Origin of the sequence: Vreelandella andesensis, assembly GCF_003989795.1 — a bacterium.
Taxonomy (GTDB): Bacteria; Pseudomonadota; Gammaproteobacteria; order Pseudomonadales; family Halomonadaceae; genus Vreelandella; species Vreelandella andesensis.
In genome coordinates this window covers 40,418-63,456 of sequence record NZ_RZHG01000026.1, presented here as the reverse complement: position 1 = coordinate 63,456, position 23,039 = coordinate 40,418, and the positions used below count along the sequence as shown (strand labels likewise).

24 protein-coding genes are annotated in these 23,039 nt (G+C 51.4%); 12 read left to right on the top strand and 12 right to left on the bottom strand.

Going from position 1 to position 23,039, the window contains the following annotated elements:
• Positions 1–4: 4 nt before the first annotated feature.
• From ELY33_RS14155 to atpD, 6 genes are read right to left on the bottom strand one after another with little or no spacing between them, the layout of a single operon-like run.
• Positions 5–250 carry a F0F1 ATP synthase subunit C gene (locus ELY33_RS14155; protein ID WP_126948559.1) on the bottom strand — a complete coding sequence of 82 codons (246 nt, stop codon included), beginning with the start codon at positions 248–250 and terminating at the stop codon, positions 5–7.
• Positions 250–966, bottom strand: a complete 717-nt coding sequence (locus ELY33_RS14150) for a F0F1 ATP synthase subunit A (RefSeq protein ID WP_126948558.1) — start codon at positions 964–966, stop codon at positions 250–252. Before ELY33_RS14150 ends, ELY33_RS14155 begins: the two co-directional genes overlap by 1 nt.
• Complete coding sequence (locus ELY33_RS14145) at positions 963–1,289, bottom strand: N-ATPase subunit AtpR (RefSeq protein ID WP_167470096.1); 327 nt, start codon at positions 1,287–1,289, stop codon at positions 963–965. Before ELY33_RS14145 ends, ELY33_RS14150 begins: the two co-directional genes overlap by 4 nt.
• Positions 1,286–1,594 (bottom strand): AtpZ/AtpI family protein, encoded by a 309-nt coding sequence (locus ELY33_RS14140; protein ID WP_126948556.1) that lies wholly within the window; start codon positions 1,592–1,594, stop codon positions 1,286–1,288. Before ELY33_RS14140 ends, ELY33_RS14145 begins: the two co-directional genes overlap by 4 nt.
• Positions 1,591–2,001: a F0F1 ATP synthase subunit epsilon gene (locus ELY33_RS14135; RefSeq protein WP_126948555.1), complete on the bottom strand. Its 411-nt coding sequence runs from the start codon at positions 1,999–2,001 to the stop codon at positions 1,591–1,593. Before ELY33_RS14135 ends, ELY33_RS14140 begins: the two co-directional genes overlap by 4 nt.
• On the bottom strand, positions 1,998–3,464 hold the full coding sequence (gene atpD / locus ELY33_RS14130) for a F0F1 ATP synthase subunit beta (protein WP_126948554.1): 1,467 nt from the start codon (positions 3,462–3,464) through the stop codon (positions 1,998–2,000). The genes ELY33_RS14135 and atpD overlap by 4 nt, the downstream gene beginning before the upstream one ends.
• Before the next feature lie 353 nt (positions 3,465–3,817).
• Between atpD and ELY33_RS14125 the strand changes: the two genes are divergently transcribed.
• The 3 genes from ELY33_RS14125 (at position 3,818) to ELY33_RS17890 (ending at position 5,549) form a co-directional block, all read left to right on the top strand.
• Positions 3,818–4,768, top strand: coding sequence for a DnaJ C-terminal domain-containing protein (locus ELY33_RS14125; protein WP_126948553.1), 951 nt, complete (start codon positions 3,818–3,820; stop codon positions 4,766–4,768).
• Positions 4,769–4,771: 3 nt separating this feature from the next.
• On the top strand, positions 4,772–5,077 hold the full coding sequence (locus tag ELY33_RS14120; RefSeq protein ID WP_126948552.1) for a chaperone modulator CbpM: 306 nt from the start codon (positions 4,772–4,774) through the stop codon (positions 5,075–5,077).
• 298 nt (positions 5,078–5,375) lie between these two features.
• Entirely contained in the window at positions 5,376–5,549 is a 174-nt protein-coding gene (locus tag ELY33_RS17890; protein WP_167470095.1) for a hypothetical protein, read from the top strand.
• 9 nt (positions 5,550–5,558) lie between these two features.
• Here ELY33_RS17890 and ELY33_RS14115 read toward each other — a convergent pair whose 3' ends face one another.
• The 3 genes from ELY33_RS14115 to ELY33_RS14105 form a co-directional block, all read right to left on the bottom strand.
• Positions 5,559–6,251, bottom strand: a complete 693-nt coding sequence (locus tag ELY33_RS14115; RefSeq protein ID WP_126948551.1) for a VIT1/CCC1 transporter family protein — start codon at positions 6,249–6,251, stop codon at positions 5,559–5,561.
• Positions 6,252–6,331: 80 nt separating this feature from the next.
• The gene (locus ELY33_RS14110) at positions 6,332–7,660 is read right to left on the bottom strand and encodes a sensor histidine kinase (protein ID WP_126948550.1); all 1,329 of its coding nucleotides are present in this window, start codon (positions 7,658–7,660) and stop codon (positions 6,332–6,334) included.
• Complete coding sequence (locus tag ELY33_RS14105; RefSeq protein WP_126948549.1) at positions 7,650–8,315, bottom strand: response regulator; 666 nt, start codon at positions 8,313–8,315, stop codon at positions 7,650–7,652. The genes ELY33_RS14110 and ELY33_RS14105 overlap by 11 nt, the downstream gene beginning before the upstream one ends.
• A gap of 179 nt (positions 8,316–8,494) precedes the next feature.
• Here ELY33_RS14105 and ELY33_RS14100 point away from each other — a divergent pair, with 179 nt between their 5' ends.
• From ELY33_RS14100 to ELY33_RS14090, 3 genes are read left to right on the top strand one after another with little or no spacing between them, the layout of a single operon-like run.
• Positions 8,495–8,941 carry a PepSY domain-containing protein gene (locus ELY33_RS14100; protein WP_126948548.1) on the top strand — a complete coding sequence of 149 codons (447 nt, stop codon included), beginning with the start codon at positions 8,495–8,497 and terminating at the stop codon, positions 8,939–8,941.
• Between the two features lie 58 nt (positions 8,942–8,999).
• Positions 9,000–9,473, top strand: a complete 474-nt coding sequence (locus ELY33_RS14095) for a DUF2271 domain-containing protein (RefSeq protein WP_126948547.1) — start codon at positions 9,000–9,002, stop codon at positions 9,471–9,473.
• Positions 9,474–9,492: 19 nt separating this feature from the next.
• On the top strand, positions 9,493–11,712 hold the full coding sequence (locus tag ELY33_RS14090) for a PepSY domain-containing protein (protein WP_126948546.1): 2,220 nt from the start codon (positions 9,493–9,495) through the stop codon (positions 11,710–11,712).
• A gap of 504 nt (positions 11,713–12,216) precedes the next feature.
• Here ELY33_RS14090 and ELY33_RS14085 read toward each other — a convergent pair.
• The 3 genes from ELY33_RS14085 to ELY33_RS14075 all read right to left on the bottom strand — a co-directional run bounded on the left by ELY33_RS14085 (position 12,217) and on the right by ELY33_RS14075 (position 15,855).
• Entirely contained in the window at positions 12,217–13,887 is a 1,671-nt protein-coding gene (locus ELY33_RS14085; protein WP_126948545.1) for a phosphoethanolamine transferase, read from the bottom strand.
• A 22-nt stretch (positions 13,888–13,909) separates the two neighbouring features.
• A complete protein-coding gene (locus tag ELY33_RS14080) occupies positions 13,910–14,596 on the bottom strand; it encodes a phosphatase PAP2 family protein (protein WP_126948544.1) in 687 nt (228 codons plus the stop codon).
• 137 nt (positions 14,597–14,733) lie between these two features.
• Positions 14,734–15,855, bottom strand: a complete 1,122-nt coding sequence (locus ELY33_RS14075) for a glycosyltransferase family 9 protein (protein WP_244208615.1) — start codon at positions 15,853–15,855, stop codon at positions 14,734–14,736.
• Positions 15,856–16,214: 359 nt separating this feature from the next.
• On the opposite strand from ELY33_RS14075, the gene ELY33_RS14070 reads away from it, so the two are divergent.
• The 6 genes from ELY33_RS14070 (at position 16,215) to ELY33_RS14045 (ending at position 23,031) form a co-directional block, all read left to right on the top strand.
• Positions 16,215–16,877, top strand: a complete 663-nt coding sequence (locus ELY33_RS14070; RefSeq protein WP_126948542.1) for a response regulator — start codon at positions 16,215–16,217, stop codon at positions 16,875–16,877.
• Positions 16,874–18,277, top strand: a complete 1,404-nt coding sequence (locus ELY33_RS14065) for an ATP-binding protein (RefSeq protein ID WP_126948541.1) — start codon at positions 16,874–16,876, stop codon at positions 18,275–18,277. Before ELY33_RS14070 ends, ELY33_RS14065 begins: the two co-directional genes overlap by 4 nt.
• Positions 18,278–18,745: 468 nt before the next feature.
• Entirely contained in the window at positions 18,746–19,978 is a 1,233-nt protein-coding gene (locus tag ELY33_RS14060) for an O-antigen ligase family protein (RefSeq protein WP_126948540.1), read from the top strand.
• The gene (locus tag ELY33_RS14055) at positions 19,962–20,717 is read left to right on the top strand and encodes an ElyC/SanA/YdcF family protein (protein WP_126948539.1); all 756 of its coding nucleotides are present in this window, start codon (positions 19,962–19,964) and stop codon (positions 20,715–20,717) included. Before ELY33_RS14060 ends, ELY33_RS14055 begins: the two co-directional genes overlap by 17 nt.
• Positions 20,718–20,767: 50 nt before the next feature.
• Complete coding sequence (locus ELY33_RS14050) at positions 20,768–21,220, top strand: low molecular weight protein-tyrosine-phosphatase (RefSeq protein WP_126948538.1); 453 nt, start codon at positions 20,768–20,770, stop codon at positions 21,218–21,220.
• Between the two features lie 659 nt (positions 21,221–21,879).
• Positions 21,880–23,031, top strand: a complete 1,152-nt coding sequence (locus ELY33_RS14045) for a polysaccharide export protein (RefSeq protein ID WP_126948537.1) — start codon at positions 21,880–21,882, stop codon at positions 23,029–23,031.
• The last annotated feature ends 8 nt before the right edge of the window (positions 23,032–23,039 follow it).

The window sequence follows — 23,039 nt, the reverse complement described above, 5'->3', positions numbered from 1 at the left end:
GCTATTACCCAAGTAATGGGTTGGCGAACAGAAGTAGCAGCGAGATGACTAGACAATAAATGGCTGTCGTTTCAATCATCGCCAAACCGACGAATAGCGTCCGTGAGATGGTATTCGCGGCCTCAGGCTGGCGCGCGATAGCATCCATCGCGGCCGCGACGGCGCGCCCCTCTGCCAGTGCGGGTCCGATGGCGCCAAATGCCACGGCAAAAGCGGCACTGAATATACTGATCAGGCTGAGATAGTCCATTAAGATTCCCTCTCTTCTAAAGGTGGCGATGCGGGGGGTGAGTCTTTCACTGTGGGTTGACTTTCTTCGACGGTCGCCGTGATGAACACCATCGCCAGTACGGCAAAGATGTAGGCTTGTACCAGTCCGGTCAGCAGGTCGAGCGCCATTAATGGAATCGGTACCAGCAGGCCAGCCAATGAGGCAACAATGCCGATCACAAAAACACCGCTCATCACGTTGCCAAACAAACGTACAAACATCGAAAAAATCCGGGTGACGCTTTCCAGAATATTCAGCGGAATCATAATAAGGTTGGGGGCGGCGAAGGACTTAAAATAACCCCGCACGCCGCCTTTGCTGATGCCGAACCAGATGATTGATAAAAAAACCAGTATCGCCAATGCTGCGTCGGTTTCGAGCTGGGCGGTTGGTGGTGTTATTCCGGGTATAAGTGACGACCAATTGGCGATCAGGATGAATAGGAAAAGGGTGCCGATGAATCCTCGGTAGGGCGCTGGCGCTGCGCCGGACGTCTCGCGTATCTGAATATCCAATGTGGCGACGATAAGTTCGAGTATTGCTTGGCGTTTGCCGGGTAGCGTATCGAGGTGCCGGGCGAGCAAAAATGATCCAAGGATGAGGATCACCATAATTGCCCACGTTGTGATGACGGCTTCAGTGATTGGAACCGGCCCCAGTTGAAACAGAACGTTGGCTTGAAGAGGTGAGTTCATAAGCTGGCGTGCCTTATTTTGCAAAACATCAGCGCTTTGGCGGACATGATGCCTGCCAGCATGGCTAACAGCGTAAAGCCACCCATCAACACGGCAAGGTAGAGGCCCAGGGCAAGTAGCGTTAAGCGCCCCAGCGTTAGCGCCATGCCCATCAAAGGGTGCCCCCGACTCACGCTCATAAAAAGGTCAATTGTTTTCTGCAGCGCGCGAAAGTAGACATAGCCAAGCGCCAACCCGCCCAGAAAACACAACGGGATGGTGAGTGGTAAAACGTGTAGTAACGAATGTGGCAGCGAGTGTGTCAAAAAGAGTGTGTTGCTCATCGTGCATTCATCCATTTCCAGGCTGTCCAGGCGCCAAGGCAGATGCCTAACATCATCATCGGTGTGGTCCAGAAAATGCCGGTGGTCAGTTGGGTATCTAGCCAACGGCCAAAAAATAGGCCTGCCAGGGTAGGCACGATAAATATCCAGCCCAGCACCCCGATTTGGGCAAGACGTCGGCCAACGGACATATCACCCTCGCGCAGCCAACGCTCATGACGTTGATGTCGCCGTCTTGCTTCACTGACCAAGGGGTCATCGGGTGGTGTTGCTTCGTTAGGGTTCTTAGGGTGATCAGCGCTCACCGAAACTCTCCTGTATTAGCACCACGATGACGCCGACTGATCATTTGCCGTATAGCGTTGATCTGCAGGCGCATGCTCTCAACATGCTCGACCTTTTCCTCTTCTGCATCCGCCTCGAAGCGTGCCAAGACGTCGGCACCGAGGGTGGCAAGGTCATTGCCGATGACCGCTTCGCGTGTCGTTATTTCAATGGTGTCTCCTTTAGCGACGGTTAACACACCGCCACGAACAGCACAGAACCGTTCGCTGTTGGATACTCGCCAACTGAGGATCGAGAGAGTCAGTGACGTTAGGAAGGGGGCATGACTTTTGAGAATCCCGAAGCTACCGCTTGCATCCTCTGCACGCAGGCTATCGATCTCCTCTTCTACGATAATCGCCAGCGGGGTGATGATTTTCAGCTTCATGGGGCACCCTCAACTAGGGGAAGCTCGGAGTCGCTTGCTATTGCCTGCGCCTCCTTGGCACGCGCCTGCTCTAGCGTACCCACCATATACAGCGAGCTTTCGGACCACTCATCGGCGACGCCCTCCAAAATGGCTCGACATCCGGCGAGCGTCTGTTTGAGAGAAACCCTTGCACCGGGCGTGCCGGTAAAGGCTTCGGTGACCATAAACGGTTGGCTAAGAAAGCGTTGCAGTCGTCGGGCGCGTTTGACCATCAGCCGATCTGCCGCGCCTAATTCCTCGATGCCCAATAAGGAAATGATATCGCCAAGCTCTTTGAATCTTGCCAATGCTTGCCTGACAGCCTCGGCGGTTTGATAGTGTTCGACGCCTACCACCGAGGGATCAAGCAACATAGACGAGGAGGCTAGCGGGTCAATCGCAGGGTAGAACCCCTGCGCTGCCTGGGCTCTTGATAGCACAATGACACAATCCATATGGCTGGAAATCGTCGTAACCGCAGGGTCTGTGAAATCGTCAGCAGGCACATAAACGGCCTGAATGGCGGTAACGGCGGCGCCTGCTACCGAGGCGATGCGCTCCTGAAGTCGGGCGACTTCGGTGGCAAGCGTGGGTTGATACCCAACGCGGGAAGGCAATCTGCCCAACAAGCTTGATACTTCGGCACCGGCTTGGACAAAACGAAACACATTGTCCATTAGCAAAAGCACGTTTTGGTGCTTCTGATCGCGAAAATACTCTGAAATGGTGAGCGCTGTTAACGGTGCCCGCCAACGTGCCCCGGGGGGCTCATTCATCTGGCCATAAACCAGCACCGTTCGTTCCAAGACGCCTGATGCTTGCATTTTGGTCAGTAGTTCGTGCCCCTCGCGTGAGCGTTCCCCAATCCCTGCAAACACCGAAATACCTTGGTATTTCTCGACCATGGCGCGAATTAATTCCATCACCAACACGGTTTTGCCGACCCCTGCACCGCCAAACATTGCCGCTTTTCCGCCCTGGGCCATCGGCGTCAACAGGTCAATGACTTTGATGCCTGTCTCAAAAATCTCTGTGCTAGTGGATTGTGTTCTAAGCGAAGGGGGAAGTGCATGTATGGAGCGGCGGGGCGTGTCATCGGGTAATGAGACGCCATCATCTTGTGGCTGGCCGATAACATCCAGTAGCCGTCCCAACACTGCAACCCCGACAGGCACCGTGATAGGGCTACCTGTTGCATGTACCAGCACGCCACGGGATAGCCCCGCGGTGGATTGAAATGCAACAGCGCGCAGCGTTTTCCTATCAAGGTGGCTATGCACCTCTAGCAGGAGCGGAGTAGGTTGATCCCACGCCACCGTTAATGCGGTATTAATGGGCGGCATGACGCCATTTTCGAAAATAACATCAACCACCGCGCCTCTTACCGCATGCACAACGCCGCAAGAATTAATGCCTACTGACTCAACGCTATCGAGTGGCATGGCGAGATTCCTTTGGTGATTCCACTGGGCTATTGCTGGGCAGCCATATAGCTATTTTGAATACTAAGAGGGTTTAAAAAGCACTGCCCTAACCTGTGTTAGCGTTACGCGTAACGAGCCTATGTTCTGTGTAAATCTACGTTCTGTGTAAATCTACGTTCTGTGTAAACCTAAGCCCTGTGTAAAAGAGCGGCGGCAATTATTGGTTGAATTCAGGAAATAGAGGCAAGGTTGAGATTGTAGAGTGTTCGAGGCTGGTGTCGTCGACTATCCTTGAGCCATTAGCAGCTATTACACAGGATACTTGGCGGACTATTGCCTGGAGTCCATTCCGACGACCGGAGGCTCTCAACGTGGAATTTAAGGATTATTATCAAGTGCTCGGCGTGGAGAAAACTGCAACAGCCGAGGAGATTAAAAAAGCCTACCGCAAGCTGGCACGCAAGTTTCATCCCGATGTCAGCAAAGAGCTGGATGCTGAGCAGCGCATGCAGGAAATCAATGAAGCTAAGGCAGTGTTGTCTGATCCCGAGAAGCGGCTCGCCTATGACCAACTTGCTCAGCAGTATCATTCTGGCCAGGATTTCCAACCACCACCGGATTGGGATGCAGGTTTTGAGTACAGCGGGCGTGGCTTTGAGGAAGCTGACCTCGGTGAGTTTAGTGACTTCTTTGCCAACCTCTTCGGCCAAGGCAGTCGGCAAAGAGGAGGTGGAAGAGCAGGGCGCGGCTATCAGATGCGCGGTGAAGATCGTCACGCCAAAGTGGTTATTGATCTCAAAGATGCCTACCTTGGCGCCACCCGTTCGATCACGCTGTTAGTGCCTCAGGTCGATGCTCAAGGCCGCGTCAGTTCTAAAGAACACACGCTCAACGTGGGAATACCCAAGGGTGTGAAAGCGGGCCAGCATATAAGGCTTTCGGGTCAGGGCAGTCCTGGTATCGGCGGTGGACCAGCGGGTGATTTATTTCTTGAAATCCACTTTATCCCCGACCCACGTTATCGGGTTGAAGGACGGGATGTTCACCAAACGGTGCCGGTCACGCCCTGGGAGGCTGCTTTAGGAGCCAGCATTGAGACCCCCACTCCGTCTGGAATTGTGAAGCTGAAGGTGCCTGCGGGCTCGCAATCTGGGCGTCGGTTGCGCTTGAAAGGGCGCGGCATTCCCGGACCTGATCCTGGCGACCTGTATGTTGAGTTAGCGGTAGTGCTGCCCCCGGCCGATAGCGATAAGGCACGGGAACTGTATGAAACCATGGCGCGGGAACTGGCTTTCGATCCGCGCCAACGGAAGGGAGGCTAGGCCATGGTACAGCGAGCTATTACCAGCGGTGATTTGATCGACGAGGCGACCCTGACTCTTGATGAGTTGGCGCGTGCCTGCTCGGTGGAAACCGACTGGGTTATCGAGCGCATTGAGAGTGGCCTACTGGCGGATGGTTCACCCTATGTGGCGAGCTGGCGCTTCACTAGTCACGACCTGACCCGTGCTCGGCGAATGCATCAGTTAGAACGCGATTTTGAGGCCGCGCCCGAACTTGCCGCATTGGCGGCTGACCTGATAGAGGAAAATCAGCGTCTCAAAGATCGGTTGCGCGCTGCGGGTCTTTGAGAAAGTTATTAGCAAAAAATCGCTTGTATCCCCAATGAAAGGGACTCCTCCCCTCCTGAAGCTTCAACGAGCTACATTGATGGTGAATACGCCTATCAATGAAAAGGGGAAGAGTCATGGATCAGCATACGGCGATTGATGGTGTTGCGGATCCGTTGGACGCCATGAACTGTGCGGTAGGCTGTACCACCTGCGGTAACATCTGCCCGACCGGGCCCCCACCTTTCCAACACTGGACGCAGTCTGGAAACTGGAGCGGGAATCCGCCAAACAGGTGCGGTATGAAGCACAGAAAACTATGGCGACGGGGTCTACTCGGGCAAAAGTGGAAGTGCCCTCAGTAAAGGCGCTTTCGTTCATGGTGTTCGTAGGCGCCTCGGAACAGCAGGAAGACATCGACCCCTTTCTTCGGGAAGTCATCGCCCTGGTGCACGTGGTTGATCTAGTGCTGGTGAGCGAGCATAAGCTTTAAATTAGTGTGTCACCCCGCAGCCACTCCGAACAGCGCGCCAACCCCGGCTGTGAGCGCCATGGCCAATGCTCCCCAAAAGGTGACTCTGATTGCGCCGGTGATAATAGAGGCTCCACCCGTCCGGGCTGCCAGGCCTCCCAGGAGTGCCAGAAACACCAACGAAGAAAGAGCAACCAAAACAATGATCAAATGAAAGGGCACAAGCCACGCGACTGCTAGCGGTAGTGATGCCCCTACTAAAAAAGAGGCTGCTGACGAAAATGCAGCCTGCATAGGCTTCGCATCACCATCCGCAGAAATACCGATTTCATCACGAGCATTCGCACCGAGTGCGTCATGCTCCATTAACTGAAAAGAGACCTGTTGGGCCAACCAGGGGTCGACGCCTCTTTGTTCGTAAATTTCGGCAAGTTCCAGCTGTTCAATCTCATAATTATCTTCTAATGATTTTCTTTCCAGCGCCAAATCGGCATTTTCTGTGTCAGATTGCGAACTGACGGAAACATACTCGCCGGCGGCCATCGACATGGCCCCGGCAACCAGTCCGGCAACGCCCGCTAACAAAATCTCATTATGTCCGGTTGAGGCTGACGCCACACCAATAATCAAGCTTGCCGTAGAGACAAGGCCATCGTTGGCACCTAACACCGAGGCTCTCAGCCACCCAACGCGATTCGACCTGTGAATTTCATGATGACTCATCAAAACATCTCCTGATTTCTGGCGTTAGCGCTTTATTTTTTGGCGAAACGTCATCAGACCCTGAAAAAATAAACCTGTGTTTACCATGTGTTTATTACATTCATTACTACTTCAAAACCATCCTGCCGTCCTGTGACTGGAGATCTTAGATGCAGGGGCATACCGGCACCTTTGGCAATGGCATCGGCAATCGCCAGGCCCAGGCCGGAACCGGAAGCATCTGTTTTTGAGCGGGTAAATCGATTGCGTAATAAAATGAGCTGATCCGGTGGCACGCTGTCACCGCCATTGCACACTCTTAGCGTGCCATTGTCCTCCAGGCTAACTTCCACCGGCTGGTTCGGTGAGCCATGCTTGAGCGCGTTTTCGATCAGATTACGCACCAGAATGGCGAAAGCATCGGGATCAAGAAAAGAACTCACCTCTTGCTCTGGCAGGGACTGGACAATTCTTCCAGGTACTTGGTCCTCAAAATCTCGGACGATTATTGCCAGTACGGGCACAAGATCGTGCGGGTTTTGTGATAGGGCGCCGCCACCTTCCGCTTTTGCCAGCTCAAGCAGTTTTCCGGAAAGCGTCGACAGGCTGCGCAAGGCCTCTTCAATTTCCGTAACATTCTTCTTCACTTGATCATCGAATATCCGGGTTTTCAGTCGCTGCACTTTGGCGAGCGCTGTTGCGAGTGGGGTTCGTAACTCATGGGCACTGTTGGCGGTAAAACTCCGTTCCGATTCAAGTGCACGGTGCAATCGTTCGAGTAGCCGATTGACGGCAATGGCGATCGGTTTAAATTCACGGGGCAGCTGATTCTCTGCAACCGGGGTAAGGTCTCCCGCGCCGCGGGATTCAATGTCTTGTTGAAAATCAACCACCTTGCGCAGCGAAAGCCGGACGATCCACCAGACACCCAGCAGGCTTACCGGAATCAGTACCACTAACGGCATCAATAAGGCCAATCCCGCCTCCAACGCGGATTCACGCCGATGCGCCAGGGGCTCAGCCACTTCAAGATAAATCGTATTACTGACCGCAAACGCGCCGTATAGCCGGTGGGTAGAGGTGTTTGAAAAGCCTTCTATGGGTGTTGTACCAAAAACCTCAGGATTGGCGTCGTGGGAGCGGAGCAGGAGGTTGCCCTGTTCGTCCCGTACCAGATAAGTCAGGTATTCATCGTGGTCTTTCAAAGCCGGAGCTCTTTGATTGCCGGTATCGTTTTCCCGGTTCAGGATGTCAGTAACGGCCAGCGGCAGGATTCGCTGGGCGGTTTCTTCCAGAGCGCTGTCGAATACCTCATTCATTTCGTGCTGGGCAACGAGTCCGGACGCAGTAACGCCTACCAGCCAAAGTAGGGTGACGCCCAGTGTAAGGCCGATACCGAGTGTTTTCTGAAGGCTGGTTCTAGTGGCCATGTGTTTCCAGGCGATAGCCCATTCCCCTAACGGTTACGATGGCGTCCCGCCCCAGCTTTTTGCGCAAGCGGCTGACATAAACCTCGATGGTATTACTTTCGATTTCGGCCCCGAAGGCGTAAAGACGATCTTCAAGCTGCGATCGCGATAACAGCATTCCAGGGCGTTGGATAAAGCCCTCGAACAGTGCCCACTCTCGGGCAGTCAGTTCTACCGGCAGCCCGCTGCGACGGATGCGATGATCACCAAGATCAACTTCCAGATTACCCACATGTACGACCGGGCTCGGATCGCCCCGGTAGCGGCGGGCGACGGCAGCCACGCGGGCTGATAACTCGGAAAGATCAAAGGGTTTTATCAAATAGTCGTCAGCACCGGCGTTTAATCCTTCAATCCGGTCAGAGACCTGGTCTCTGGCGGTAAGGATGATCACCGGTGTTTTTTTTCCGGTTGCCCGTAATTTCCGTAAAAAATCAAAACCATGGCCATCGGGCAGCAGCAGGTCGAGCAGAATCAGGTCGTAAGCGATTGTCTGAACGCTCGCCTCGGCAAAGTCCAGTGTTTGCACCCAGTCCACGGCGTGGTCGTCGTCGGTGATTTGATCTCGTACCGCCTCACCCAGCCCCGCCGTATCTTCCACCAACAGTACCCGCATAACACACCTCTGATTCTGCACCGATAAAAAGATATTACAGACAAAACCTGACATTAGCCTGAACGGCCACCAAGGCTGTAAAGAAGCCTTCCAGTTCCGCTGAAATAGTCTCGTCTGTTCAGGTCATTGTCAGGTTGGCGCCGTAGAGTGAATCGAAAGACATCAACAGGAGAACGATCATGAAAACGATCACAAAAACGATCAGAAAAACGACCACAAAAACAATATCCCTTTTTCTAAGCCTTTCTTTACTGCTTCTGAGCGGTTCCGCCCTGGCCGATGATGACTGCGATGACCCGGTGGCGAGTTGGCAGCCCCGCGAAAATCTGCGTGAAAAGCTGGAAGCCGAAGGCTGGAGAGTGCGCCGGATCAAGGTGGATGATGGTTGCTATGAGGTAAAAGGCCGCGATGCCAATGGCGTTAAGGCAGAGGCATCTTTCGCCCCCGCGTCTTTGCTGATGATGAAGTGGGAGCGGGAAGAAGACGACGATGACGAAGATGATGACGACAACAATTACGAACGGAATGACAAAGACCGGCTTGTGAACCAACAGCAGGGCGATGCCAGCAGTCGGATGTCGAGTAACGGCATTGTTAAAGATCGTCCCAGCGTAACGGTTGAATAAGCCGCCCGTAAGTTGTGCTTACGATTTATGCAGTTCCTGTTCTGACTTGAGATATCCCATGAAAAAAAACCTGTGTGCTCTGGGTCTGGCGATTGCGGTGGCTATTCCTGCTTTTGCCCAGGCCCGTGAAGTGGCGTTCACAACCGAATTACAGAATTACAGGGGCGATGGCGCCTACGTGGTGCTGTACCTGACCGATGCTTCCGGAACCTATCAGGGCACGCTCTGGGTGGCCGGTGAGAAATCCAAATACTACAAGCATCTGAGCGGTTGGGCGCGAGGCAGCAGGCTGGACCCAGCCGAGTACGATGGCCTGACTGGTGCCAGTGTCACTAGTGGCCGCACCCTGAAGATTACTCTGAACCTGGAGGATTCGCTGATCGATAGTGGTTATGAGGTTCGTGTTGACTCGGCGGTTGAAGATATGCGCGATATCAGGGCAGATGTGGTGGCTCCTCTTACCACAGAAGGGTCAGGTAAGCCGGTGTCCGGGCGCGGTTATGTAAGCTCTTTCACTTACGATCTTCAATAAGCAGGCAGGAGTTAAAGCCATGTTGCGCAAGTTCCACCGCTTACCGGGCCTGATGGCGGGTTTGTTTTTGATCGTTCTCTCAGTCACGGGGGCTGTCCTGGCGTTGGCGCCTACGCTGGATCGAGTCTCAGCGGTTATTCCGGCTTTCGGTGAGGTCAGTGTTGCCGAGCTGGCCGACCGGGTAGTCACTCACTATCCCGGGACTGAACAGATTGTGCGAGAGCCCTCGGGCAAGGTCATCGTTTATTACAGCCGTGATGGTCAGGCGGGCGCGGATCTGGTTAATCCAGTAACCGGTGAGGGCATTGCACCCTACGAATCGTCGGCATTTTTTGGCTGGGTCAAGGATTTGCACCGCGCCTTTATGCTGGATGATGCCGGAAGAGCGCTGGCTGGAGTGCTAGCTGCTTTCATGGTGCTTCTGTGTATTTCAGGAATCTTGTTGCTGGCCAGGCGTACTGGTGGATGGCGAAACCTGTTACGTCCGCTCTCCGGTTCGGGCAGCAAACGGATCCACGCCGAACTGGCCCGGTTTGCCGTGCTTGGCTTGCTGTTGTCAGCGCTGACCGGCAGCTATCTATCGGCGCAGCGCTTTGGTTTTCTGCCTGAAGCGTCTGAAATCGGGCCAACATTTCCGGCTGAGGTCTCGGGTGGGCAACCGGCCCCGGTGGGCACCTTGAAAGCGCTTGGCAATGTGGATTTTGGTGAATTCCGTGAACTGGTATTTCCCTATCCTGGCGACTCACAGGACGTCTATTCTCTCACCACTAGGGGTGGTTCCGGTTTTGTTGATCAAGCGACCGGTGAGTTACTGCAGTACCAGCCGCGCTCTGACGGCAGCGTGGTGCAGCAGTGGATCGTCAGTCTGCATACCGGCGAGGGCCTGTGGTGGCTAAGCCTGATTCTCGGGGCTGCAGCACTGACCGTACCGGTGCTCTCGATGACGGGGGGAATCATCTGGTGGCAGCGTCGGCGTTCCTCAGGGCAGCTTCCAGACAATGCTGATGCCTCTCAGGCGGATACGCTTATCCTCGTTGGTTCCGAGGGCAATGCCACCTGGGGCTTTGCCCGGGAACTCCACTCCAGCCTCAACAAGGCAGGGTTTCGGGTGCATTGCAGCGAAATGAATGCGCTGGCGAATCAATACCCGCAGGCTTCCAGGCTTTTTGTACTGACGTCAACTTATGGCGACGGTGATGCGCCAGCATCGGCCCAGCAGTTTATGGCCAGGCTTGGTAATTTTCGCCCCGGCAAAGCGCTGACCTTTGCGGTACTGGGTTTTGGTGATCGGCAGTTTCCTAACTTCTGCAAGTTTGCCGTGGAGGTGGATGCGGCGCTGGCCAATAAAGGGCTCGGCCGCCTGCATGGCCTTGAAAAAATTGATCGCTGCGCCGCGGCGCAATTCAGCGAGTGGGGAGAAAGCATTAGCAAGGATATTGGGGTTCCACTTACGTTGGATTACAACCCGTTGCCGCCCGCCACGGTCGAGTTGGAACTGGTAGAACGGGCAGATTATGGACTCGCGATACAGGCACCCACCAGCATTCTGCGTTTCAAGGCAGCAGAGCAGGGCGGATGGACGAAGGTTTTCTCTGGCAACCACAAGACACTACCCTCATTTGAAGCCGGCGACCTGCTTGGGGTTATGCCGCCGAACGGGCAGGCCCCGAGGTTCTACTCACTCGCCTCTTCTGCCACAGACGGTGTTGTGGAGATATGCGTTCGCAAGCAACCTGGCGGTCTTTGCTCCGGATACTTGCACGCGCTTAGGCTAGGTGATCGTATAGAGGGTTTCGTTCGCCAAAATCCTGAGTTCCGACCGGCCAAGGGCAATCTTCCGATCATTCTCATTGGTGCGGGAGCGGGAATTGGGCCGCTCGCTGGTTTCATCAGGAAGAACACTAGCCGCAACCCTATGTACCTGTATTGGGGTGGGCGTGATTCACGCTCAGATTTTCTCTATCAACCGGAGCTTGGGGATTATCTTGACGACCTCCGGCTGACGGGTCTGAATACAGCATTTTCCCGATCCGACGAACGCGCCTATGTCCAGGATAAGCTTAGGCAGGATCAGATGGCTTTGCGACAGATGGCCAGCAAAGGAGCTCAGTTCCTGGTGTGTGGTGGCCGTGATATGGCAGCGGGGGTTAGGCAGGTAATTGATGATATTTTAAAGCCTTTAAACACCGATGTGGAATCGTTAAAAAAGCAGGGGCGGTATCTGGAAGACATTTACTAGATGCCAAATGAGTGAGGGGTAGGTATTAAGCCAAAAGAAACAAAGCAACCACAGCCCCAACATCTGCCATACCTATTGCATCAAGTGTATCCAAAACTTTACACACTAAAAGGCGAAAAGGGATATGCATAATTGTACTTGTACTTGTACTTGTACTTGCACTGCTTAACCTCAATAGCTGAAATGTACGGCTGACCCCAATGCTAAAAATAGCGATGGTAATCTCAATGGACTCTACCCCAAATAGCACCAGGAGTACGTTTAACAAGGAAGTGCGATTAACAAGGAAGTGCGATTAACAAGGAAGTATGATTAACATAGTTAAAATACGCATAGCCGAAAAGAAACTATTTCCTATTAATGAGAGCAGTTTCATCACTAGGCATTCAATCATCAGGCGCTGTCTTTTTGGTTGATAAGAGCGATATGGACATTTCGATGCACCCGAATCGTGATGAGGATGCACCTACATTGCCATCAACTGCTTAACGATCACTTACGCGTTTAACTGCTAGAGGATTGTCGGCACGCTTGGCTAATGTCTCTTTCTTGCTGGTACACATCTGTTGCGACGCCAAGCAAACCCAGCACGCTGTGAAATAAGTTGTCGTGCGAGGCGGGTTGGTCAGCGATTTGTCGTAAGCACTCCGTATTGAGCCCTTGCTGTTGTGAAAACGTGTTGGAAAGCCACCAAGCCATAGGGACATGGGTTTGTTCATCGGGGGCAATGGCGTAGGGAACACCGTGCAAATAAAGTCCTTTTTCGCCTAGTGATTCACCATGATCCGAGAGATAGATCATCGCAGATGCGTATTCATTCTGACGCTCTAACGTTTCAATTACCTGATCCAATACGGAATCGGTATATAGAATGGCGTTGTCGTAGCTGTTGGTAATGGCGTCTCTTGAGCATTTGGCTAAATCAGCAGTGGTGCAGGTGGGAACAAAACGTTCATGAGCAGCAGGGTAACGCTGGTAATAGCTGGGTCCATGGTTACCTAGCTGATGCAGCACGACCACCTGGTCAACTGAGGTACTGCTAACTTGCGAGGTTAAGGAGTTCACCAGTGCCTCGTCCAAGCATCGCCCATCTTGGCACAAAGAAGCATAGTCCTCTGGCGACAGCGTTTTTGTAGTCACTCCCTCGCAAACGCCTTTACAGCCCGACTGGTTATCAAACCAGGTGACCACTATGCCCGCGTGGGTTAATACGTCCAGCAGGGATTCATGCTGCTGAGCATAGGATTTAGCGTAATTGGCACGCCCTGTTAATGAAAACATACAGGGTAATGAGACCGCCGTACTGGTACCGCAGGCGGTAACGTCGGGAAAATTAATCACATTGGGTTGCTGGGCAAGTTTGGGCGTGGTTTGGCGTTCATAACCATTTAACCCCCAATTCGCTGCCCGCACGGTTTCGCCTACCACGATGACGAGCAGTGTCGGTTTGTCACCCTCTTGCGAATTGATGTAGGCATCCTCTCCCACTGGGAGTCGTACCGCATTCACGCTAGCATGTTGACTGGAAAGCGCCTGTACCATCGAAACAATATAATTACCTGGGGTCACCAAATAGCGAAGCTGTTTATTGTTGCGCATGAGTGACGATACTTCTTGGTAAGATAAGAAGATCGTTAACAACAATATAGCCGTACTGGCGAGATAATAAGCCAAGCGGCGAACAATAGCTTTTTTCCAGGTTGAGGGCGTGATTTTTACTCGCCAAATCAGGAGGGTAGGCAAGCCAAAAAAAATTGCCAAATGGATCAGTAATCCAGCGGTAAGAAGTTCCCGTGCTTCGTTAATGTCCGTTTGAAGCACATTGTCTAACATGGAGGTATCAAAATAGGTGCCATAGTAACTGGTAAAGTAACTGACGAAGGCAGCAATCAGGAACAATAGAGTTAATAAGGGTTTTACTACCGGTCGAAAAGCAAAGCTGACGAAAACCACAAAGTTAAGGCAGGTCATTACCAAAAACATAGTGGCAAAGGTTAGCCACGTCTGGACGGCAAGAAGGTCATAGCCGGCAACGGTCTGTTGCCAGAAAGGTATATTGTAAAAAACACTGAATATGACAACGACCCATAAGACAAGCTGCTCCGTGCTTGTCGTGGGACGATACTTCCAAACGGAGTCAACAATTTTTGAAGGTAATGACAGCAACGGGGGCATCGAAAAGCTCTCTGTGAAAAGATTAATGAACGCGGGGGTTTAATAACAACCTTGAAAGGGCAAAGCTAACGGTCCAACAAAGCATGACGGTCCAGAGGTCGTGGGACAGAAAGTGCGCCCCGCGAAACTGTTGAGTGAGCCCAAACACAAGGCCAAGCCCTAACCCCACCGCAAGTCCTGCCCACCGCCAATGAGGCCGTGTGACGGCAAAAAAGAAGTAAAGGGCTATCCACGTATAGCCTGCGCTGGCATGCCCGGCGGGGAAGCACGCGGACGCCGGCATTGAAGAAGGACGTATATCAAGCAAGCCAATAAAATCTCGTTCTCCTCCATAGCGAATTAAATCCCAAGGGCATTCCATGCTTACCAGGTGTTTAATTGTCGATATCAGTAACGCTGAGAGAAGTGTTGCGGAAAAAAGATACAAAAGCGGCATGCGATAGGCTTTAAGACGAGTGACCGTGGTGCTTAGTATCAATAGGAGGAGTATGGCTAAACCCATAGCCAGGCTTAGCCATTTACCGCCTTTGTGAAAAATATCTTGGGTAATCAAGGCATCTTTCCACGCCCAGGTATTACCCTGAAAGCGATATATAACGTCTGCTAGCGTAATATCTATGTTTAAAACACCGAAAACTGACATGGCGATCAGAAATAAAAGCCAAGCGGCTGCCAAGGGTTTGACAATATTTAGTTGAGCAACACGCATAGCCACACACCCATCATCATTAAAAACGGTCGGCGTGACGGCGTCTGCCTCCAAGCCAACAGTTCACTTAGTAACGTAATATTAAGATCACTATAAGGAGCAAAACTTAAAAAGTTATGCGCTTTAATTTAGATTTATTAGCTAGAGTACGTATGAACTACACTAGGTGGCGTCGTTACGCATGGTCTTGGGTTGTTGGTTACCGAGACCGCAAGAGCGGGTGTTGTTGCGGCTTGGCCGTCAAGATTAGCGTGTATGGCTTCTATTACTGTGCTGATTTCTGGGCGCCACAGAATGGTGTCATTGGCTTCTCGTGGTACAAAAGCGAGTGATTTTTTCTGGCGTACCAAGGAAATGGTGGCGACATCGAGTGCTGCCGCCAAATGCATAGGTCCCGAGTCTGGTGTCACGAGTAACTGCGCCTGCTCTAAAACCGCGGCAAAATGACGGATTGGAAGCGGTGGGCATAAGCTGCCATACCGCGATGACAACAAACGCTGCTCAATCGGTGCTAGAAGCCTAAACTCTTCCGGTCCAAGAAATACGACATAACGTATTTTGCGGGCTTCCATGGCATCGATGAGCATTAGCCAAAATGCCAACGGCCAACGTTTGTCTTGATGCCCACCAACAAAGATCGCAATAAAGCCAGAATGTGATGGGGGATTGCTATGAAAGTTGACTAGCTGTTGTATCTTCGTTGTTGCCTGGTAGCGTTCCTGCTCGGTTAGCTGGAGAAGTGGCCGATTACGGCAGGTTACTCCGAGCGGACGTGTCAAATTAACGATGTCATCGTAGGCATGTGATGACTTACCTTCTGACTCAATGCTGTACCAGCGCTGGTGACCTTTACGTGAACCCATGCTGTACCGTGCCCCTATTAACCGGGTCACGATAAAGCCGCTTGTTGATCCTCCGCTTACTTGTACCGCTAGGTCATAGCGTTGTGCTCGTAATCGTCGTAATAGTGTCAGACACTGCCAAGGACGGAGAATGGCGGATCTCGACAGTAAATAAAAATGGTCAACAGGCCGCTGTTGTAACAGTGGTAATGTTTTGTCTGTCGCTAAATAATCTATGCGCGCGGAAGGGAAACGTTCACGAAAAGCATCGATGACAGGGGTGCTGATTAGCGCATTGCCCAGACGGAAATTAGGGCGAATGATTACAATTTTTTCTATGCCCACTAAGCTGTCGATGGTTTCCGGCGCAGGCGCTTTGACGATATACCGTATGCCTCTCAGTAAACTTCGTTTCATTCCTTTTTCTAAGAAACGAGCCATTATTTTTAAATAATAGTTTGTTCTAATGAGTGACAGTAAGTGCATAATTAGACGCTCGTCTTAGTTAATAAAAATTCTGCCCACGGCAGCTTCGAAGGCGATCCAAAGTAAACGCGAGTGAAGACGCTGTTTTGGCTTTGCCTACAGCGGAAGAAATAGTTTGGGCCTGATAACTTAAAAAAGACTTAAACAACGTAAGTGTTTGCGAAAAACCGGGTGGTAGGCATAACGCTTGAAGAAAGCCAGGCATGTTTTGTGGAATATAAGTCACTGTATTTAAGCAACGCTTAAGCTTTGGTAGCCAGGATAGTGATTTGTCGATTGAGGGGATCTGCATGCGCGCACTGCTGTTAGAGGATGACCCCTTGCTGGGGGACGGCATTAAGACGGCGCTGGAACGCGAGGGATACACGGTCGATTGGTTTATGCTTGGCCGTGAAGCCATCATTGCTGTCGGTAACGAGACCTTCAGTGTCATCATTTTGGATCTAGGGCTGCCCGATATGGACGGTATGCAGGTGCTGCAGTTACTACGTCAGCAGTCCGCTCTGCCTATTCTTATTTTAACGGCCCGCGATGCGGTGGAAGACCGTATTGGCGGCTTAGATGCGGGGGCAGATGACTACGTGCTTAAGCCTTTTAACTTGCAGGAATTACTCGCCCGTTTGCGGGTCGTAATGCGACGCGCAGAGGGGCGTGCTTCTCAGATAATAACGCTGGGAGCGCTGAGTATTGATGAAGCTCGTCATACGGTGAGTTGGCGGGGCAAAGACGTAAAGTTGAGCCGACGCGAGTATGCTTTACTTCTAGAGCTAGCTAGGCACCCCGGCAGGGTGCTATCTCGGCCCCGTTTAGAAAATTTGCTTTACGGCTGGGGCGATGAGGTAGAGTCCAATGCGGTGGAAGTTCACATTCATCATTTGCGTAAAAAGCTTGAAAAGCATCTGATCATTAATGTGCGCGGGATTGGCTACCGACTGGATAGCCAAGCGCAATGAGATCGATACGGCTTTATTTACTTCGCACGCTAGCCGTTACTATGGTTGTCGCCGGGGGCATCGCATTTACCGCTGCCTACTTAATTACCGATCACGAGCTAGAAGAAATTCTCGATACACAGCTCAGTCTGCATAGCCGGATTGTGGCTGGCCAACTCGATCCAAACGCGACCATTGACGACTACGCTCGCTTGGCTTCGCGCGTGGGCCTTCCAGAACATCCGGCTCAGCTATATAGAGACGGTAACGCAGTGCCCGTGAGTAGCGCTGAACCAGGTCCTAAGCTCTACCACGAGGAAGAGCTTAAATTAGTACTGGGTTTTTGGAATGCCGATGGCTCACCTAGGTTGTTAGGAGGCAAATGGAATGATGCTGGCCCCTTCCCCGCGCCTTTAGAGGAGGGTTTTCGTTGGGAACGTTACGATGGCCATCGTTGGCGGGTTTTTAGTATGTTCGATATTGCCAGCGATAGCTGGATCAGTATGGGGCTGGAAGGCTCGTTTCATGATGAAGTAGTGGAGCGCATCACCTGGAACAATTTATTGCCGATGCTCTTTTTGCTGCCAATCCTTCTTTGGTTGATGAGCCGTATTATCCGGCGTGGTATTGCGCCCATCCAAGCGCTTTCCAGTCAGGTACAAGGCCGCTCTGCCCACGACCTGAGTCAAATCGATAATCCGGTTCCTCTAGAGCTTAATGAATTACAGCAATCGCTAAACGACTTTATTGCCCGGTTGAAAGCGACGTTAGAGCGCGAAAGACGCTTTACCGCAGATGCGGCCCATGAATTACGCACTCCCTTGGCAGCGCTTAGAATCCACTTAGACAATGCGCAAGCGGGAGAAGAAAAATCTCTACAAAAGGCTTATGTCGGGGTTGAACGGCTTCAGCGGGTGGTAGAACAGTTGCTTATTTTGGCTCGTCTGGATCAAGTCGCCACAGCTTCAACGGCTACTATCAATCTTTATCCGATTGTTGCTGAATTGGTAGCAGAGCTATGGCCTCTCGCTGAAGAGCGAGATCAGCACTTGACGTTAACAGGATTAACCCGGCTGGAGGTTAACGCCGATGAGGTCGAGGTGGGGATTCTCTTTCGTAACCTATTGGATAACGCGTTGCGCTATACGCCGGAAGGCGGTCAAGTGGAGATAGAGTTAGCTCTTTGGGAAGGGTTGCCTCAACTCATCGTAAGAGACTCTGGCCCCGGACTCCCTGAGGCACTTTTGGTTAAAGTCACTGAGCGCTTTAGGCGTGCGTCTGGGCAGGGCATCACCGGCAGCGGACTGGGTTTATCGATTGTTTCGGAGTTAGTCCAGCGTCAAGGCGCGCACTTTACGCTTAGTAACCGCACGCCCAGTGGGCTAGAGGCAAGCGTGACGTGGGGGAAATACCAGCAGTAAGAACGTTGATTACTGATGTAGTGACATGCTGGTTTTGTTACCTCCTATTTTTAAGCTAACCTTCCTTAGCTCTTAAAATCATACGCTTAAAATCATACATAGCCGTTAGTTTTTCAAATTCATAGAATCGCTGCATCGCCTTAGACTTGGCAATGGGGAATGTCTGACAATGCTCAGCTTTATTGATTAACCTAGTAGACCTAAGTTTAGTGTGCGTTTGTCAGTCTTTTTAGTAGTGATAAGGTTACGCAGGTCAAATGTGTTCTTTTAGTTGGGCTATCTCATTACACTCTTATGTCGAGATTTACATTATTTGACGCGTGATTTGCTAAACGAGTTTATAAACCCAAATACCCAGTTGTGTTGCTCATAAGCAATAAATTTGTGGGTGCGCATCTAGACGCATGCCGAGGTCGCATAAGCACGCGAGTAATTTCTTCCCAGTAACGCTGACAAGGCAAAGGCTTTATGCAGGCTATAGCAATCACCACATTACCCTTGCTGGTGCCTTTAGGCTATTGGCTGGGGTTATTGTTTACCCTGATATGGGGAGTCCTTACTTGGAAAAAAAACCGACGCTGGCGCGGTATAAATCACGCGAACAGTCGTTTCGACCGCCTTCTGTTGATGTTGATTGTCGGGCTTGGTGCGGTCGACATTATGATTGGCGTATGGCATGACAGCTTGCGTCAGGCGTTGCCATTGGCAGGAGCCGCTTGGCTCGCTGCGCTGGTTGTGTTGATGATTCGCGCAGTTACACCACGGCCAGCTGCATGGTGGGCGGGGCTCGCGTTAAGTGGGTTGGGAGCGGGTGGATGGGCTGCGTGGCAAAAGTTTGGGATTGGGTTGACGCGTGCGACAGGCCACCCGCCGCTACACTCTATCTTCTTCGGTAATTTTGCATTATTGAGCGCACTGCTTTGTCTTGCCGGTTTAGGCTGGGCTTGGCACCAACAACAATTACGTCTTTGCTGGTTATTACTGTTGCTATTGGGCGCGGCGGGAGGTGCATTAGCCTCGGCACTGTCGGGTACGCGGGGGGGATGGTTGGCGTTGCCGATAGCCATAGCGGTGTTTTATTACGGCTATGCTTACCAGTGGCCAGCGATATGGCGCTGGCTGAGTATCTGCTGCGTATTAGCAGTGATGATGGTGTCGTATGTAATTCCGCAAAGTGGTGTAGAAAGGCGAGTGGATAAAGCAGTGGCTGACGTGCACCACTATATTGAGGGAACGGATGTTGGCTCCGTGGGGGCACGCCTGGAAATGTACCGCGGTGCGTTGTGGTTAATTCGAGAGCAGCCTTTATTGGGCTACGGTCACCAAGGTTATCAACCCGCAATGAACGTACTGGTCGCCGAGGGGAAGTTGAACCCGGCATTAGGCAATTACTGGCATGCGCACAACGATCTGCTTGATGCCTGGGTACGGCGAGGCTTACTGGGTATGTTGACGGTTCTGGGGCTTTATCTTGTTGCTTTATGGCGTTTTTTTCCAGGCTTGCGCAGTGAAAATCCTGCACAAAAATCTTTTTCCGTCGCTGGAATGTTGCTGACAACCTCTTTTATAAGCTTTGGCTTAAGCTACTCTTTTTTCGCATATCCCGCAGGAATTGCTGTATATATCAGTTGGCTAATTGTTCTGTGGGTTCAAGTTCCTGAGGTTCTTCCGCGAAAAAGTCGCTATGTATACGCTAATTAAAACGTTGGTAGCAATATTAGTAATGCCCACCGCCTTGATGGCAATCACCTTTGGGGTTGGGTGGGTAATTCGTGGGGTTGGAAGACATCGCTTAGGCAATAACCTGATTGCCAGTTCGATGGCCTTGTTACTGTTGGCGGCGTGGGCGCCAGTGTCAGATAGCCTGCTTATTCCGCTAGAGTCGAAATATGATGCCTTAAAGAGTTGGCCGGAAAACAAAGACGTTGATGCAGTGGTTGTGCTGGGCGGCGGTTGGCAGCCAGATCAGCCTTGGTCAATAACCGGAAAGTTGGGGGAAAGTTCGGGGTTGCGTTTAATGGAGGGACTAAGACTATGGCATCTGCGCCCAGGGTTGCCGCTACTTGTTTCAGGGAGTGGTGCAAATTCAGAAATGACGATGGCGCAGGGTTATGCCGAGGCCGCTGAGTCGTTAGGCGTACCGCTAGAACGCATCGTGAAGCTGCCATCGCCGAAAGATACTGCAGAAGAGGCAAGGGCGGTAAAGGCACTGCTTGGTGAAGGCGCTCAAGTTGTACTAGTCACCTCAGCATCACATATGCCACGCGCAATGCAGCATTTTGAGCGAGTTGGTTTGCGTCCTGTCGCGGCACCTACGCATTACTTAGGTAACCGCAGAGGGGGCATCGCTTACTGGATACCTTCAGCGCGTGAATTGCATAAAACCGAGCGTGCTATTTACGAGGCTTTTGGTCTGCTTGCTATCCGGTGGGAGCATTAAACATATTTAAACACTTACCATTCCGCTTCTTGTTAAGAGACTCAACACGTATGTTCACGCACATTTTGGTGGTTTGTACCGGTAATATCTGCCGTAGCCCTGTGGCTGAAGCACTGCTTAGGCAGCAACTCCCCGACTATCAGATCAGTTCAGCCGGCTTAGGCGCCTTGGAAGGTGAGCCTGTCTCACCGTTTGCACGACAATTGGCTGAAGATGATGGCCTTGATGTCACGGATCACCGAGCTCGCCAACTGACAGCCACAATGATTCAGACAGCCGACCTCATTTTAGTCATGACGGAGGGGCAGCGTCGTGCTGTCGGGAAACAAGCACCACAGGCTTTGGGTAAGACACTATTACTGGGTCGTTGGCTTAATGACGGTGAGGGGCAGGATATCCCTGATCCTTATAGAAAGACATTAGAAGTCTTTAAGTATGTTCATACGCTACTGAAAGGCGCTACTTTGTTATGGGCTGAAAAACTCCCGAAAACCTTACTCTGACGTTGATACTGGTTATGTGGAGTAGTGCCCCATCATGTCGAGTAGTGCCCCCTAAGCTTCGACCAGATGCTATCTGAAATCTCTTTTCCTATTTGGGGGTTTCTCTCCGCTTTGGCTGAGTCTTCATTGGTGCATTAAGGGGCCGGTAATCCTACGCTTGGCTTCTAATTAAGAATTTGCTCACATAGCTATCCCCTGTGCCAAGCACAATCTCGTTACATTTTGGTTACAAATCCGGGTGGTATCAAAAAACTGACTTACCTGCCTATACAACTATTGTAAAAATTAAATGACATTTTTGTTGAGTATTTTTTATTTCTATTAAAATGTTGATTTTAATAATAAATATTTTTTAATAATAACTAAACCCGTTTTTTTATACGTTTCTATCCTCGTTTTTCTCGTGTCTAAACCTGCCATTAAGCATGTCTCCCTGCCTAAAAAAGTAGCAGTTATTTCACCCTCCGTTAGTTATGTAAATGAAATTAATATTTCTGTGTTTTTATGTAACATTAAAAATAATTACCGTACCGGTAGTTATGTCTCATGGCGATGCGCGAATTTGCGTCGCCTAGGCAATGTTCAATAAGGCTCTGGGAATTGCCTGACTAAAATCCTCGGGCGGTAGCGTGGCTAGAAAAAAAGCACAGGGAGCAAACATGACTAATTTTAATAAAGTAGAAAAAGTGAAATCTAGTAACAATTCAGCTCGACTACTCCGCTATCTAGCGTTGACCGTGCTCTTGGGAGTCCTCAGTGGCTGCGCTATGGCCCCTGGTGGCCACATTGATGAAGACAAGCTTGGGCAATCATTAGATGGTCGAGTGGACGTTCAGCAGATCACCCCAGATTTGGTGAATGCGATGTTCGAAAGAGATGTATCTTCTCGGGTTCCGACCCCAACATCGAACCCAGTGGTGCCGGGCTATGAGTACCGGGTGGGACCTGGCGACATTTTAAGCGTCATTGTCTATGACCATCCTGAATTAACCATTCCCGCCGGTTCCGAGCGCTCCGCAGCAGAAACCGGTAATCGGATAAGACCCAATGGCACCATGTTCTACCCCTACGTAGGGCGTGTAAGGGTTGAGGGAATGACGCTTGATGAAGTGCGTGACCTTATTACTCGGCGTCTTGCCAATGTGATCAACGAACCACAAGTTGAAGTTGGCATCGCGGCGTTTAACTCCCAGAAAGTTTATATCAGTGGCGCTGTCCAAAATCCTGGCACATTACCACTGACCATTGTGCCGATGACAATCCTTGATGCCATTAGTGAGGTAGGTGGGGCGCAAGAAAATGCAGACTGGCGCAACGTAACATTGAGCCGTAATGGTAGCGAAGAACGCATTTCGCTATACGCCATGATGCGTCAGGGGGACATGACGCAAAATCGTTTACTGCGTGATGGTGACTTGTTGCATGTTCCTACAATGGAAAACCAGAACGTTATCGTGATGGGGCAAGTAATACGTCCAGGAGCGATTGCGCTGGGTAACGAGCGAATCACCCTGACGGATGCGCTAGGCAGAGCAGGTGGCGTGAATGAAGGCCGTGCTGAGCCTTCCGGTATTTTTGTCGTGCGAGGCAACGCGCCAGGTAGTGAAAAATTCGCCACTGTTTATCAGTTGGATATTAGCGATGCCACACGGTTATTGCTTGGCACTCGCTTTCCGCTCCAGCCTCAGGATGTGGTGTACGTAACGTCAGCGCCATTGGCTCGCTGGAACTCGGTCATTTCTCTGCTGCTGCCATCGGTCAGTCTGCCGGGTAATGTCATAAACGTAGCCAGTGATGCCAGCGAGCTTTAAGTGGCTAT

Coding starts and splice junctions, on each gene's coding strand:
- ELY33_RS14155 (WP_126948559.1), bottom strand. CDS start 250: ATGGACTATCTCAGCCTGATCAGTATATTCAGTGCCGCTTTTGCCGTG.
- ELY33_RS14150 (WP_126948558.1), bottom strand. CDS start 966: ATGAACTCACCTCTTCAAGCCAACGTTCTGTTTCAACTGGGGCCGGTT.
- ELY33_RS14145 (WP_167470096.1), bottom strand. CDS start 1,289: ATGAGCAACACACTCTTTTTGACACACTCGCTGCCACATTCGTTACTA.
- ELY33_RS14135 (WP_126948555.1), bottom strand. CDS start 2,001: ATGAAGCTGAAAATCATCACCCCGCTGGCGATTATCGTAGAAGAGGAG.
- atpD (WP_126948554.1), bottom strand. CDS start 3,464: ATGCCACTCGATAGCGTTGAGTCAGTAGGCATTAATTCTTGCGGCGTT.
- ELY33_RS14120 (WP_126948552.1), top strand. CDS start 4,772: ATGGTACAGCGAGCTATTACCAGCGGTGATTTGATCGACGAGGCGACC.
- ELY33_RS17890 (WP_167470095.1), top strand. CDS start 5,376: ATGGCGACGGGGTCTACTCGGGCAAAAGTGGAAGTGCCCTCAGTAAAG.
- ELY33_RS14115 (WP_126948551.1), bottom strand. CDS start 6,251: ATGAGTCATCATGAAATTCACAGGTCGAATCGCGTTGGGTGGCTGAGA.
- ELY33_RS14110 (WP_126948550.1), bottom strand. CDS start 7,660: ATGGCCACTAGAACCAGCCTTCAGAAAACACTCGGTATCGGCCTTACA.
- ELY33_RS14105 (WP_126948549.1), bottom strand. CDS start 8,315: ATGCGGGTACTGTTGGTGGAAGATACGGCGGGGCTGGGTGAGGCGGTA.
- ELY33_RS14100 (WP_126948548.1), top strand. CDS start 8,495: ATGAAAACGATCACAAAAACGATCAGAAAAACGACCACAAAAACAATA.
- ELY33_RS14095 (WP_126948547.1), top strand. CDS start 9,000: ATGAAAAAAAACCTGTGTGCTCTGGGTCTGGCGATTGCGGTGGCTATT.
- ELY33_RS14090 (WP_126948546.1), top strand. CDS start 9,493: ATGTTGCGCAAGTTCCACCGCTTACCGGGCCTGATGGCGGGTTTGTTT.
- ELY33_RS14085 (WP_126948545.1), bottom strand. CDS start 13,887: ATGCCCCCGTTGCTGTCATTACCTTCAAAAATTGTTGACTCCGTTTGG.
- ELY33_RS14080 (WP_126948544.1), bottom strand. CDS start 14,596: ATGCGTGTTGCTCAACTAAATATTGTCAAACCCTTGGCAGCCGCTTGG.
- ELY33_RS14075 (WP_244208615.1), bottom strand. CDS start 15,855: ATGAAACGAAGTTTACTGAGAGGCATACGGTATATCGTCAAAGCGCCT.
- ELY33_RS14070 (WP_126948542.1), top strand. CDS start 16,215: ATGCGCGCACTGCTGTTAGAGGATGACCCCTTGCTGGGGGACGGCATT.
- ELY33_RS14065 (WP_126948541.1), top strand. CDS start 16,874: ATGAGATCGATACGGCTTTATTTACTTCGCACGCTAGCCGTTACTATG.
- ELY33_RS14060 (WP_126948540.1), top strand. CDS start 18,746: ATGCAGGCTATAGCAATCACCACATTACCCTTGCTGGTGCCTTTAGGC.
- ELY33_RS14055 (WP_126948539.1), top strand. CDS start 19,962: ATGTATACGCTAATTAAAACGTTGGTAGCAATATTAGTAATGCCCACC.
- ELY33_RS14050 (WP_126948538.1), top strand. CDS start 20,768: ATGTTCACGCACATTTTGGTGGTTTGTACCGGTAATATCTGCCGTAGC.
- ELY33_RS14045 (WP_126948537.1), top strand. CDS start 21,880: ATGACTAATTTTAATAAAGTAGAAAAAGTGAAATCTAGTAACAATTCA.